This is a genomic window from Methylobacter sp. S3L5C, from assembly GCF_022788635.1.
Taxonomy (GTDB): Bacteria; Pseudomonadota; Gammaproteobacteria; order Methylococcales; family Methylomonadaceae; genus Methylobacter_C.
The window spans coordinates 4315840-4330599 of record NZ_CP076024.1 but is presented as its reverse complement, the minus strand read 5'-3'; the positions used below and the strand labels follow the sequence as shown (position 1 = coordinate 4330599).

10 protein-coding genes are annotated in these 14760 nt (G+C 44.0%); 2 read left to right on the top strand and 8 right to left on the bottom strand.

Annotation, left to right across the window (positions count from 1 at the left end; all coding sequences use genetic code 11):
- The first annotated feature begins 117 nt into the window (after positions 1 to 117).
- Both KKZ03_RS19680 and KKZ03_RS19675 read left to right on the top strand, forming a co-directional pair.
- Positions 118 to 1569: a circularly permuted type 2 ATP-grasp protein gene (locus KKZ03_RS19680; RefSeq protein ID WP_243218449.1), complete on the top strand. Its 1452-nt coding sequence runs from the start codon at positions 118 to 120 to the stop codon at positions 1567 to 1569.
- A complete protein-coding gene (locus tag KKZ03_RS19675; RefSeq protein WP_243218448.1) occupies positions 1569 to 2507 on the top strand; it encodes an alpha-E domain-containing protein in 939 nt (312 codons plus the stop codon). Before KKZ03_RS19680 ends, KKZ03_RS19675 begins: the two co-directional genes overlap by 1 nt.
- A 220-nt stretch (positions 2508 to 2727) precedes the next feature.
- Here the strand turns inward: KKZ03_RS19675 and KKZ03_RS19670 are convergent, their stop codons facing one another.
- From KKZ03_RS19670 to KKZ03_RS19635, 8 genes are all read right to left on the bottom strand, one after another.
- Positions 2728 to 3186: a hypothetical protein gene (locus KKZ03_RS19670; RefSeq protein WP_243218447.1), complete on the bottom strand. Its 459-nt coding sequence runs from the start codon at positions 3184 to 3186 to the stop codon at positions 2728 to 2730.
- 90 nt (positions 3187 to 3276) lie between these two features.
- Positions 3277 to 4032 carry a peptidase gene (locus KKZ03_RS19665; RefSeq protein WP_243218446.1) on the bottom strand — a complete coding sequence of 252 codons (756 nt, stop codon included), beginning with the start codon at positions 4030 to 4032 and terminating at the stop codon, positions 3277 to 3279.
- A gap of 16 nt (positions 4033 to 4048) precedes the next feature.
- On the bottom strand, positions 4049 to 4855 hold the full coding sequence (locus KKZ03_RS19660) for a transglutaminase family protein (RefSeq protein WP_243218445.1): 807 nt from the start codon (positions 4853 to 4855) through the stop codon (positions 4049 to 4051).
- A 105-nt stretch (positions 4856 to 4960) separates the two neighbouring features.
- Complete coding sequence (locus KKZ03_RS19655) at positions 4961 to 5656, bottom strand: mobilization protein (RefSeq protein WP_243218444.1); 696 nt, start codon at positions 5654 to 5656, stop codon at positions 4961 to 4963.
- Between the two features lie 285 nt (positions 5657 to 5941).
- Positions 5942 to 6889, bottom strand: a complete 948-nt coding sequence (locus KKZ03_RS19650; protein ID WP_243218443.1) for a transglutaminase family protein — start codon at positions 6887 to 6889, stop codon at positions 5942 to 5944.
- Positions 6886 to 9456 (bottom strand): circularly permuted type 2 ATP-grasp protein, encoded by a 2571-nt coding sequence (locus KKZ03_RS19645; RefSeq protein WP_243218442.1) that lies wholly within the window; start codon positions 9454 to 9456, stop codon positions 6886 to 6888. Before KKZ03_RS19645 ends, KKZ03_RS19650 begins: the two co-directional genes overlap by 4 nt.
- A 372-nt stretch (positions 9457 to 9828) precedes the next feature.
- Positions 9829 to 11130, bottom strand: a complete 1302-nt coding sequence (locus KKZ03_RS19640) for a citrate synthase (protein WP_243218441.1) — start codon at positions 11128 to 11130, stop codon at positions 9829 to 9831.
- A 219-nt stretch (positions 11131 to 11349) separates the two neighbouring features.
- Positions 11350 to 14748, bottom strand: a complete 3399-nt coding sequence (locus KKZ03_RS19635; protein WP_243218440.1) for a DUF2126 domain-containing protein — start codon at positions 14746 to 14748, stop codon at positions 11350 to 11352.
- Between the last annotated feature and the right edge of the window lie 12 nt (positions 14749 to 14760).

The following is a 14760-nucleotide window of genomic DNA, read 5'->3' as shown; positions in this document are numbered from 1 at the left end:
TGCAGAATAAAATTTTATTATTGGCAACATAAAAAACCATTGTATAACCGGTATATTTAAAATTTGGCACTATTCATGCTTCATTTTTATAAAACCAAACATTAATAGTGACGCATTATGAAATCAATCTGGAAAAACTATAAAACTGAAAGCGCTTACGATGAACTTATGTTCTCGGAGTTTCAATCGCGCGCAGTGAGTCATAAGTTATGTCAATATTTAAATTCGCTTAAAAAAGAGGATATTGATAAACGGAAAATAGCTGCTGAATTGGCCATTATGGAAATGGGTATCAGTTTCACGGTTTACAGTGATGAAGGTAATATAGATCGTGCATGGCCTTTCGATATTATTCCACGCATTATTGATGGTAAAGAATGGCTAATTATAGAAAAAGGCTTAAAACAACGGTTAACTGCTTTAAACTGTTTTATCAGTGATGTTTATGGCGAGCAAGCCTTTATCAAGGCTGGAAAAATGCCTGGTGAAATTATTAATAGTTCCAAGAATTTTCGTAAGGAATGCATCGGTGTTAAGCCCAGGCATAATGTGTGGGCCAATATTTGTGGCTCTGATTTGGTGCGCGACAAAGATGGTATCATGTATGTGTTGGAAGATAATTTAAGGGTGCCATCCGGGGTTTCCTACATGATGGAAAATAGGGTTATCACCAAGCGGGTGTTTCCAGAGCTGTTACAGGATATTCATATTTTACCCATTGATGATTACCCCACCCATTTACATGACATGCTCTTGTCTATTGCCCCGCACCAAAATGGACAAGTTACATGTGTGGTATTGACCCCTGGCATTTACAATTCAGCTTATTTTGAACATGCCTATTTAGCCCAGCAAATAGGCGCGAAATTGGTTGAAGGTAGCGACTTGGTAGTTAATGATGATGATTGTGTCTACATGCGCACTATCCAAGGACTGGAAAAAGTTGACGTTATTTACCGCCGTATAGATGATGATTTTCTTGATCCTGAAGTGTTCCGCAAAGATTCAACACTGGGTGTTCGAGGCTTGATGCGTGCCTGGAAAGCGGGTAATGTTGCGCTGGCTAATGCACCGGGTGCCGGTGTTGCCGATGATAAAGTCGTTTATGCTTATGTACCGGAAATGATACGTTTTTATTTGAATGAAGAGCCGATACTGCCGAATGTACCGACTTATTTATGCAGTAATAAAGAAGATCTTGCTTATGTACTTGAACATCTAGCTGAGCTGGTAGTAAAGCCGGCCAATGAGTCGGGTGGTTATGGTATGTTGGTGGGGCCTCACGCCACGGCAAAAGAAGTCGCACATTTTCGGGAAATTATTCAAAAAGATCCGCGCAACTATATTGCACAGCCCACTTTAGCTATTTCAACCGCACCAACATTGTGCAAGGGTAAGTTGGAGCCGCGTCATATTGATTTGCGTCCCTTTATTTTACAAGGCGAAAACACTTATGTAACAGCCGGCGGGTTAACCCGGGTTGCCTTGAAAAAAGGTTCCTTGATAGTTAACTCCTCGCAAGGTGGTGGCAGTAAAGATACTTGGGTTATTAATATGGAGGAAAACTAATGTTATCACGCTCGGCAGAACGCCTGTATTGGCTAGCACGTTATCTGGAACGTACCGAAAACATTGCCAGACTGGTTAGCGTCCACATGAATTTATTAATGGACTTACCTAAGGGTGTTGAAATGGGTTGGCGACAACTGATCCTTATCAGTGCCTCGGAACAAGAATTCTACGAAAAAAATAATGTCGCCAATGAACGTAATATCACCCGATTTCTGTTGGCTGATGCCAGTCATACAGGTTCTTTATTTTCGTCATTAAGTGCGGCGAGGGAGAACATTCGTACCTCGCGCGAGCTGTTGCCGGATGAGGCTTGGGAGCAAGTCAACGAAATGTATTTGTTTGCAAAAAATAATCTGGAAACGGTTGTTAACAGGCGTCAACGAGTATTATTTCTTAATGAGATACTGAAAGGTTGTCAGCGATTTACGGGTCTGTTGTCGGGCTATATGAGCCATAATCACCCTTATCGGTTTATTATTTTAGGTAGAAATATTGAGCGTGCCGATATGACCAGTCGCATTCTGGATTTGGCTTCCTTGCTACTATCGGAATCGCGCAGTGATGAAATGCGCCAATACGAGACTATTTTATGGATGAATGTTTTAAAAGCTCTGAGTGCTCTATTGATGTACCGTCAACAAATACGCAGCAGGGTTAAAGGCGATGATGTTCTTAATTTTCTGTTGCTGGATACAGATTTGCCCAGATCTGTAGGTTGCTGCATAGCAGAAATATCACTTTGTATCAGTAAGTTACCTAATAATATACCGTTGCTTTTGAAACTTGTTGAGCTGGATGCCTATGTGCAAGGCATTGATACCCGGCAAACCACAGAAGATCAACTACGTAGTATTCTTGATGGTTTACAAAACAAATTGGGAGAATTACATTCTCAAATTGCCGATAACTGGTTTTTGACGGCTACCGAGGAGTAAAGTCGCGAGAGGCAGGGCCCTGAATTAGTTAAGAACTTAGGGCCGTGCCTTACGTGCCTTGGTTTTCAGGGTGAAAACAGCAATGCCTACAGGGAACGATGTGGCTTAAGCAACGCAAGCATTTGGTGTGAAAGTTTAATTTCTGAAAGGCGATAGCCATGCTTTTGGTCAATAACCCTAAATTGACCTTTTAATAAAAAATAAACAGGCTGGCTTAGTGTTATTTTTTAGTCTTTATTGGGGCCGATGACACGGTAAGGTGCGGGCCTTTTAGGCTGTCTTTGACATTAAAATTGACGATAAGCCGCTTGTCGTTTGGAAATAGTTCGTCTTTGCGCTGAATCAGCGAACCCAGAAAGTGAAGTGTTGTTTTTGCCGGTGAAAGGTGACCATCTTTTGGGTAATCACTGACTATAGGGCTCAATTCATTTTCCAATTCTTGCCGCATGGCGGGCATTTCATCTATAAATGCAGTAAGCTTATCGATACGTTCTTCTTTGGGTAATACCCCAATATTCCATGCGACTGCTGCCAGAGCAATAAGGTTCTCAAATTCCTTGGTTGACAGATTTTCGGGCTCAAATTCTGCACATAATTCTATCAGAGCTGCCGATAATTTAACGCTTTCAAACGGTTTTTGTTGTCTTTGTAACTGTTTTTTTCGGCTGGCTTTGCCCATCGTTAATTCTCTAAAGTGCTTGTGGTTTTTTAAAACAGATCATGGCTGGTTTTAAGCCACCAGCCACTTATTGGTATCAAGCCAATGATGTTATAGAGCGACATGCATGTTTTTATTCAATTTTTTATCTAGACAGGGCAGTGATGCAATCGCTTCACGTAGTTTGGTTTCCCAGCTACGTCTAAGCTGCAACATATAATCATCATCATCGTCAAAACAATAATATTCCTCCAGACTAAAGCTGTTTTTACGGTAAATCAACATTTCTACAGGTGCGCCGACGCTGGCATTACTGCGTATGGTAGAGTCCATAGACACCAGGCAGCAACGTGCAGCTTCGTCTATTGAGGTGCCCAATTTAAGAAATCGATCCAGTATGGGTTTACCGTATTTACTTTCGCCTATTTGTAGAAAAGGTGTGTTGGCTGAGCTGGTTATACTATTACCCTCTGCATAAACCATGTAAGCCCCATGGGTATCAGTGCCAATTTGACCTGCTAAAATAAAGCTGGCGGAGGGGTTAAATGCTGATTGCCCAGGTGCACTGACATATTGCTTCTGTTTTTCAACGCTAACCTGGCCCAAATATTCGGCTGCCTCAAACAGGCTCTCTACATTATTAAAATTGATTTTGGCATTTTTTATTTTGTCACGATGTAATTGTTCTAAAACGGCCTGAGTTGTCGCCAGGTTGCCAGCACAGAGTAAAATAATTTTACGGTCGCTTAGCGTATCAAATGCGTGCATTTTGCCATGCGTGCTGACATTATCAATACCGGCATTGGTTCTTGAGTCAGAAACAAGAATAAGTCCTTCGTCTATAGAAGCTGCAATACAATAAGTCATGAAGATTTAGCCGTTGTTATAAAGTTGTAATCGATGAATTATCCAGTAAATCGACCCGAACGTCCATGTTGTTCAATAAACAGCCTGCGCCAAATTGATGAAATATGGAAACATCTGCGGCATCGCGCCCAAAAGCAATGATTACTCTGCCGCCCCTGGAGTCAAATTGTGTTGGGTCGAAGGTGTACCATTGATTGCCAATGTAGGCCTCAAACCAGGCATGTAAATCCATGGGCTGCAAATTATACAGGTAACCCACGACCAGTCGCGCCGGTATGCTGATACTGCGACAGAGCGCTATGGCAAGTTGCGCAAGGTCGCGGCATACACCATAACCACGATAATGTACTTCAACAGCGGATAGTGGAAATTCACTGGAGCCGGGTAAATACTGGATAGACTCCCGAACCCAGGCATTAATTTTACTGACTTGATCGTAACCTGGCTGGGCGTCACAAATTATGTCTCTGGCAAGATCGCCAAACCGGTCGGATTCACAATAACGACTGGGTAACAGAAAGGTAAGTACTTCGTTGGGAAGATACTGTATTTCAACAAAATAAGCGCCGGGCGCAATATCACTATTATCATTTACCATGACCTCAGACGAGGTATGGATCAAAAAGTCTCCAACAGGTGCTGACAGATGCTGACATGAGTTGCCAAAGTTGTCAGTGCATTCTATTATTGGTATGGCAGGTTCTATGGTGTAGGCCTCATGGTTTATCCATTGCTGTAAGCCTCTAAAAGGACGCAGCATTAAAATCAAAACACTCGCCTCAACTATCTGGAAGTCAAGATTACAACTAACCCTTAATTTCATATCGATAAACCCTGCGAAAATGACTCATGATTACCCTAAATTAAACAGTTTTTCGGTATTATCCGGTTGGCTAAGCCTATCAACTGATTGTGGCAATGAAAGACCTTAAATACCCAGCGATTCAATTTCTTTATAAGCATGATTTAGCCAGATTTTAACTCGTTGTCTTTCAAGTAAACCCAAGGCGTTGAGGCTTTCGGTATCTTTGTTTTTTGCGGCCCAAAAGCTGTAGCTGTTACTATCAATCTTGGTCATTACCGGTGCATGCAGGCGCTTTAGGGTAATAACTTTGGCATCAAAAGCCAAGGCACGTTCTTTAACGCCCGAAAACTCCAGAATGTTAAAGTGTTCATCACGAAGCTGGTTTTGCACCAAAATATAGTTAAGACGCGTGCCATATTGAGTGAGTAATTTGTTCAGTAAATCCACACAGTCTTTACCTGAGTCCATTACATTCCAATAATAAATCGAGATCCCTAAATCCTCTGACAATTCCAGTACCCCCGATTCTTCTATCCATTTACCTAATGGATGATGGGTTTGTGCAGCAAGATCAACTAAAATATGCTGCTCAGGTTCTGCCGAAGCGGTTTCTATAATAGCATCCAGGCTTTGGTAATCATCGATAACAGTCGGTGATGCATAGTCAGTGTAAAAGCGTAGTAACGAGCCATGTGATCTATCGGTATCAAAACCGATAAAGGGAATATCTTTATCAATCATGTATTGTGCCAGTAGACGGGCAACAACGGATTTTCCGACGCCGCCTTTTTCGCCGCCGATAAAATGAATGGTACTCATAGTCATGCCTTTAAGTTAAAAGTTAGTTAGGTGTAAAAAATCTAAAAAATTATCACCACGAAGACACGAAGGGCACGAAGTTTTTACCTTGATCTTTTTTCGTGTTGAACTATGACGCGTTTTGTAACCACGTTGCTCACGTTTTAAAAGTGATTAAAGTCTTCAAACCTTTTGTTTGTAGTTTGCAACTTCGACTCCCTACCAGTATCGTAGACCAGGGCTTGATCTTTTCTTCGTGATTCTTCGTGGTGTGATTTTTTAAGTTTATGATTGCTTGTTTCTCGGTTATTCCAGCCTTAACACGTCCACTGATACCGACAATGTATGTTGCCCGCCACCAAAAGCAATGCCTTTAAGCGGTGTTACATCGGCATAATCACGGCCCCAGGCCAGTGTGATATGTTGATCCAGCGGAATGGTATTATTGGTAGGATCAAAATCCAGCCAACCAGTACCGGGAATATAGACAGAAAACCACGCATGGGAAGCATCAGCACCTGTCAAACGCTGCTTGCCGGGTTCAGGAAGCGTTTCAACATAACCACTGATGTAACGCGCAGCGATGCCATAGGCACGCAAACAACCAATAGCCAAATGCGCAAAATCCTGACAGACACCTCGACGAAAATTGAGTACCTCAGATAAGGGTGTCGCGATAGTGGTAAAGGTTGGGTCGTAGGTAAAGTCTTTGTATATGCGCCCCATTAAATCATGCACAACATCCACCAACGCCCGGTTGGGGAGGAACGAGCTGCGCGCATAGTCAGCAAGCTCAGGAATAATGGTCACCATTGGCGAGTCAATAACGTATTGCCGTGCGTCCAGTATTTCAAGATTATTATCCTGAATTTGTACCTGGCTTTGAGTTTGACTTGGACTTTGCTCACTTTGTGATGGTATTTGCAGCGGCGTTCCTTGTAACAGGCTGCACACTTGCTCCCAGGTTAACTGATTAAATAAATCCAGATTGTTTTCTCTGGGAAATATGGTTACTTCACTGATTGCGGTAACGATCAGTTGCGAATGAGGCTGCTGGATAGCGAAATAAGTCACGCGATTGCCGAAAAAATCAGTTCGCTCGCGAAAATCCATTGGTGTCGGCTTAATGTCAAAACGGCTGTTGTGACAATGCTGACGCCAGAAATTACGTGGCTGTAATTTGACTTCATTCTGGCATAATCCGACTGACTGACTATAGTGATACAAGGTGCTGTGAGTAATTCGGTATTTCACAGTTCATCCTCAGGGGTATTGAGTATCATCAGCTCCGAAGTCTGCGAATGGCTGAAATAAGCATCGGCAATAACTTCTGCAAATTTCCATAACAAATCAGTCGTATTTGCCAGTAACTTTTCAAAATCAATATAAATAGCTTTATTTTCGGTAGTTTGGGTTAATTCAAGTACATTACACAGGCGCAGGTCTGTGTAAGCTTTTAAAATTAACCGCTCTTCTTTACTGAGATGACTATTGCCTTTGCAGCGCGGCAATGCTTCCACGTGGACACATAACTGATGCAGTTGGTAGGCAACCGAGCGTGGATGGGTTTCATCCAGTAATAATAATTCCAGTACCATCGGTAGCTGGATAAAGGAGCGGTAGCGGCGCTGATAAATAGTTAAACTGTCAGTTGAAACCAGAACCGCCTCAAGCACCTGATTTTGTAAGGCATCCTCGTGTTGTAGTGCCAATGTTGAGCGAAGTAAGGCAATCAGCGCCAAGGCACGCTCCAGTCTGCGACCACTGTCAAGCATTAGCCATGCGGCTTCACGGGTCATGCTCTCATTGGTTAAGCCGGTAAAGGCGACGATGCCGGTAATTAAATCATCCAGATTATTTTGTAACTGTTCGATATTGAGTTCATTATTGATGACACGCTGTTGCCATCGACGTTGGATATTGTCTACGCTACGCCAGGTATCTTGTGACCAAAAGTCACGAATACTGAAGGCTGATTGAAAAAAGGCTTGAATATTTGCCGTCAACGAACCTTTGCGATGACCATCTTTAGCCAGTGATAATAATTCGGCTTCAGGTGTTTTCAATAGCTGTGTATCGCCTTTTACAAAGCCGGGATAAGTGCCGGTAACCTGAGTCAAGGTGCGCAACAATACGTTAAGGCATTCAGTGTCAATGGAGTCCTTAAACTCCAAAGATTCCCTTAATTTTAGTAATATGGTTCGCAAAAGTCGTGTTACTGCTTCAGTGCGTTCAAGATGTCGGCCTACCCAAAACAGGTTGTCTGCGGCGCGACTGGTTAGCGGTTCGGTGGCTGCATCAATCAGTTGATTACGCTTGGGTTGCGTCCATAAACTTATCGGCTTGTCAGGTTCAGAGGCTAATACCCATGTGTCTTTACTAATGCCGCCAGCCTGATTTGAAACGATAAAATTATCTTTTTGGCGGGCGATACGGGTAAGTCCACCGGGCATCACTACATAATCATCGCCGCTGGCGACCACAAAACTGCGTATGACGGCGTTACGTGGTTCGATACGATGGTCGATAAATGCCGGTAGTGTAGAGAAACTGACTTGTTCCTGACCTATAAATAAATGCGGTTTGGCCAAAATTTGGCTACGCAGTTGTTCTTTTTCTTTGCTACTTAATTCACCACCAAAAACGGCATGATTACCCATACTACGATTGATAGGCTTAATGACCAGGTTATCAAGATTTTGCAGGACAAAGTCGCGTTCGCGACGCTGTCCGCACCACCAGGTTGCAACCGAGGACAGTTTGAGCTCTTCATTTAAAAAATGCCGGGATAATCTCGGTAAAAATGCCAGTAAACCAGGATTTTCAAGGATACTGCTGCCTAAAGGATTGGCAATGGCGACATTACCACGACGCACAACTTCTAGTAGTCCTGCCACGCCCAGTTGTGAACTGCTGCGCAATTCCAGTGGATCGCAGAAGGAGTCATCAACTCGGCGTAAAATAACATCGACAGCTTGCAGACCGGTCAATGATTTAAGCCATACACGACCATCGCGCACCGTTAGGTCACCGCCCTGAACAAGGGTATAACCAAGATAAGAGGCCAGATAGGCATGCTCAAAATAGGTTTCATTGAGTGGGCCGGGGGTTAGTATAACTATGCGCGGATCTTCTTTGTTGTGCGGCGCAATATCAGCAAGTCCTTTACGTAAGGCTTTAAAAAAAACGGATAAGCGATGGACTTGCGTCTCACGAAAAATATCCGGCAGAACGCGTGTCATTACGGTGCGGTTTTCCAGTGCATAGCCTGAACCGGAAGGTGCCTGAGTGCGGTCATCCAATACCCACATACGACCATTGGGGCCACGGGCAAGGTTGGCTGAATAAATAGTCAGATGTCGTTGCTGATTTTGTAATGCCCCGACACACGGATGTAAAAAGCCTTCATGACCTAAAACCAGTTCAGCGGGCAGCAAGCCTTTTTTTAGCAGGTTTTGTTTGCCGTAAATATCTTTTAGAATCAGGTCAAGCAGCGCCGCACGTTGCTTAAGTCCTGTTTCAATAACCGACCATTCCTCACTGCTAATCAGTAAGGGAACAGGATCAAGCCGCCATGGCCTGGTTAAATTTTGTGAGTCACCATAAACATTGTAGGTGACGCCATTTTCACGCAGCAACCGTTGGGCTTCTCTACGGCGTAGCTCAATCTTTTCACTGCCCATAGCTTCAAGTGCGCCCATAAAGCGCTCCCAGTAAGGTAGCGCTTTATTTTCAGTGGCATACATTTCATCGTAAATGCCAAGTTGCGTCGCGTAATATTGCGTGCCAATATCATTGGCAGGGTTGTTATCGTTACGCACGGATTATTCCTTATGTTTATTCATGGTCGGCCTGACAATTTCTTAGGAAGCTGATAAGTAAATAGTTGTATATACTCCGCACGGTCATATTTTAGGTTTTCTGATCGGCCGTTTTATCCGATAGCCGCGTTGCAAAAACAGTTACATAGCCAGCTATACACCTGTTTTTGCACCTTGCTCTCGAATAAAATAACTCTATCATTAACTCCGTAAACATGACCGTACGGAGTATAGGTATAGATGACTTCGTTGTTTAAATGACATTAATTTTCTGTAAGGCCTGCCGTATGTCCCTTGAAATCTGAGGCTTACACGGCTCGCCTTATGGGCTTAATTAATTTAAGGTTCCATACAACAATACGGTTAAGATCTTTATCTTTGCTTAATATCCTGATAATGACGTAATGTCTCGCCGGTATATATTTGACGGGGACGATAAATAGTGACTTTTTCACCATGGATCATTTCACGCCAATGTGCCAACCATCCGGGCATACGGCCAATAGCAAATAAAACAGTAAACATATTGGTAGGTATACCTGCTGCGCGTAGTATTAGACCTGAGTAAAAATCTACATTGGGATATAAATTACGGGAAATGAAATAGTCATCTTTCAGGGCAATTTCTTCAATGCGTCGGGCAATATCCAGTAGTGGATCATTGATACCCGGTTTGTTAAGTAACTTGTCACAATGCTGTTTTAATACTTGGGCGCGGGGATCAAAGTTTTTATAAACACGATGACCAAAGCCCATTAGTCGACTGGATGAATTTTTGTCTTTTGCCTGATTAATAAATTCGGTTCCATCACCCCCTTCTGCATGGATTTGCTCCAGCATTTTAATCACTTCCTGATTGGCTCCGCCATGGCGTGGGCCCCATAGCGCAGCAATACCCGCAGTAATGACGGCATACACATTAGCCATGCTGGAGCCTGCGGTACGTACTGACGAAGTACTGCAATTTTGCTCATGATCTGCATGCAGTATCAACAGCATATCAATGGCGCGAACAATGTCAGGATCCAGTTGATAATCACGTACTGGTGACGAGAACATCATGTTCATAAAGTTACTGGCGTATTTGTACTTGATGGAAGGATAAACCAGGGGTTCACCGATTGATTTTTTATAAGAAAATGCAGCGATGGTGCGTACCTGAGAAACCAGGTTGGCGACAATTTGTATTTCTGTGGCTTCATCCAGCTCATCAGGCACCGGATAAAAAGTGGATAATGAGGCAACCATTGTGGTAAGAATTCCCATGGGATGAGATCCGCGTGGGAAGCCGTTGAAAAAATGATGCATATCTTCATGAATAATAGACGACTCATTAAGACGGGTTGAAAAGGTCAGTAATTGATCACTGCTTGGCAATTCACCATAGAGCAACAGATAAGCAACTTCGACAAATCGCGAATGTTCAGCCAATTCTTCTATCGGGTAACCACGATAACGAAGTATACCTTTTTCACCATCAATGTAAGTGATGGCACTTTCACAGGCACCGGTGTTACCGTAACCGTCATCCAGTGTCACATAACCGGTTTGGCCACGTAATTTGGTAATATCAATGGCTTTTTCACCTTCAACACCGATGTAGGTTGGTAATGAATAACTTTTATCTTCCAGTATCAAGGTTGCCGGAGTTAGTAGTTTTAATTTATCGCTCATATAAATCTATCTCTATAGTAAGGTGTCGTTATCTGGTTGTTTGATACTGACCAAGCCATTACGGATGAAAAGTTCCGTCATTATTGTCCACTATTTTTCGTTTCGGTGGGCAAAATACGTTTCAACAGTCGTATTAATTAAAGTAGTCCACTGGTTGGGATATGCTCCCATGGATGGGGTCGTATCCCAATTTGCAAAACTCACCTTGGCGAGTAAAAATTACCGGTTACGATGGCGTAAATCCAGTGTAAAAGGATAATCTGTGCTCAACTCTTCCTCGGGTGGTGCCATGGCTCTTGGTGCTGCATCAGTAATGCTGAATTTTGCCAATAATGGTTTATCTGAAGCGGCTACCCGAGTGGTCGCAATCGGTGGTCTGATAATAACTCCCGGGGTATGCCCATAGTCCCAGAAGCGTGTCATGCGTCTGGTTTCTGCTGCATAATCGTTAACCGGAAAATCATCATAACTGCGACCACCGGGATGCGCGACATAATATTTACAACCACCGACTGAGCGGCCATTCCAGGTATCAATGACATCAAATACCAAGGGCACATGTGGCGCTATTGTAGGATGCAAGGCTGAAGGTGGTTGCCATGCCCGATAACGGACACCGGCAACAAACTCACCTTTGCGACCGGTGTTGCGCATGGGCAAACGTCGGCCGTTACAAGTAACGACATAGCGCCCTTCAGTATAGCCGGTGACCGATACCTGGATGCGCTCAACCGATGAATCTACATAACGCGCGGTGCCGGTGCTACTGACTTCTTCGCCCAGTACATGCCAAGGCTCAATGGCAAAACGCAACTCCATGTCAATGCCGTCAATCCGGGTATTGCCATAGCGTGGAAAGCGGAATTCGAAAAACGGCTCCAGCCATTCCATATCAAAACCAAAACCTGCTCTTTGTAAGTCTTTTGTGACTTGTTTCATATCTTCGCGAACATAATGCGGCAACATGAATTGGTCGTGCAATTCAGTTCCCCAGCGCACCAAGTCGTGTTTATAAGGTTCGCGCCAAAACCAGGCAATTAATGATCTCAGCAACACGATTTGTACCAGTGACATTTGGGCATGGGGAGGCATTTCAAAAGAACGCAGTTCGAGAATGCCCAATCTTCCTGTTGAACTGTCAGGTGAATATAGCTTATCAATACAAAACTCGGAACGATGCGTGTTGCCGGTGATGTCAGTAAGTAAATGACGCAGCAAGCGATCAACCAACCAGGGCTCCGGGACTTCACCTTCAGGTATTTGCTGAAAAGCAATTTCCAGCTCATAGAGTTTTTCATCCCGACCTTCATCAACACGCGGGGCTTGACTGGTAGGGCCGATAAACATACCTGAAAATAAATACGACAAACCGGGGTGATGTTGCCAGTAAGTAATCAGGCTGCGTAATAAATCAGGACGACGCAAAAGTGGGCTGTCGGTCGGCATTTCCGCACCCATGGTAATGTGGTTGCCACCGCCAGTTCCGGTATGACGACCATCCTGCATAAATTTTTCAGTACCCAGTCTGGTCAGGTGCGCCTGTTCATAAATAATGGTGGTCTTTTCCACTAATTCCGACCAGGTTTTGGACGGATGAATATTCACCTCAATAACACCGGGATCCGGTGTCACCATTAAGCGTTCGATACGATAATCACGCGGTGGCTCATAACCTTCCAGTACTATAGGCATCTCCAGGGTGGCAGCAGTCGCTTCAATGGCGGCGACCAGTTCCAGATAATGTTCCAGTAACGTTAGCGGTGGCATAAAAATATACAATCGGCCTTCACGAGCCTCGACACATAGCGCGGTATGCGGTACTTCAACTTCTATGGTTACATCATCACCGGGTTCTTGTTCAATAATCTCCGGATGTTCTTTTTTCTTGGCTTCGATACGACTGTAACGGCGCGTCACCTCACCATAATAATCGCCCAATTCCGGTAAGTCGCCAAACAGACTTTGGGGCTCTTGCGAATCGCGTTTTTCAGGGGCAACCCAGGGCAAGCTTTCTAATGGTAAACGCATACCCATGGGGGAATTACCCGGGATCAGAAACATGGCACCGCGCCTGAAATCCCAAGGCCCGCTTTTCCAACACTGTTCAGACCAATTCCATTTAATCGGCAAAGTAAAACCTACCGGTTCATCCAGACCGGCATCCAGAATTTTGGTTAAGGTTTTGCGTTCAATAGAGTCTTTTAAGTTAATTTTTGACGGGTCAAGGTTTTCGGGCAGAGTGCCTTCCTGCCAGAGGTAATAAAAGCTGTCTTCAAAAGCAGTGGCGATATAGCGGGACTGAACTCCCAAGCGTTGACAAAGTTGGTGAATAAATTTTTGCGCATGTTTGACTGTATGGCCATAATCTTTGTTTATATCGGCAAGCAGAGCCGGATTGCGCCAAATCGCTGTTTCATCTTTACGCCAGAAAATGCCATATTGCCAGCGAGGTAAAGGCTCGCCCGGATACCACTTACCTTGGCCATAATGTAACATTGACCCCTTTGCAAAGACATCACGTAGACGAATGGTCAATTGTTGTGCGCGTTCACGCTTGTTTGCACCATCAGCGTGCGTATTCCATTCGTCGCCTTCCATATCATCGACTGAAACAAAGGTAGGTTCACCGCCCATGGTCAGACGAACATCGTCTTTCATTAACTGTTTATCAACGGCTTGTCCCAGCGCATCTATGTGATACCACTGTTCCTCGGTATAAGGTTTGGTCACCCGAGGGTCTTCATGCAAGCGATCTACCGTATTACTAAATTCAAATTCCACTTCACATTTGTCAGTGCCGCCGGTTACCGGTGCAGCGCTGACAGGGTCGGGGGTACATGCCAGTGGAATATGACCCTCACCTGTCAATAAACCCGATGTAGGATCCAGTCCTATCCAGCCGGCACCGGGTATAAAAACTTCCGTCCACGCATGTAAATCGGTGAAATCATGTTCAGGACCTGACGGCCCGTCCAGCGATTTTATATCAGAGGTTAGTTGCACCAGATAGCCAGATACGAAACGGGCAGCCAGTCCCAGATGACGAAGTATCTGCACCAATAACCACGCGGAATCCCGACATGAGCCACTGCGCATGGCCAGCGTTTCTTCACTGCTTTGGATGCCGACTTCCATACGAATGTTATAGCTAAGCGCTTCAAAAACAGTGCGATTAATATCGACCAAAAAATCATTGATGGAGCGCTTACTAACATCGAAATCTTTTACCCATTGTATTAATAACGGGCCGTTTTCAGTGGTTTCCAGATAGGGTTGCAGTTCTTTAAGTGTTAGTGCGTCGTAAATAAATGGGTAGTTTTCGGCATAATCTTCAACAAAAAAATCAAAGGGATTTATCACGGTCATATCGGCAACAACTTCAACCTCAACAGTAAGTTGTTGGCATTTGTCAGGAAATACCACGCGAGCAACAATGTTGCCAAAAGGATCTTGTTGCCAATTAATAAAATGATTTTTGGGCTCAATACGCAAGGTATAAGCTTTGATAGGGGTTCGGCAATGAACTGCAGGACGTAATCGAAACACATGCGGCGACAAGGATACCGGTCTATCGAAGTTGTATATTGTTTTGTGACGAATGGCGACGCGAATGGTCATAGTTTTTTTCCT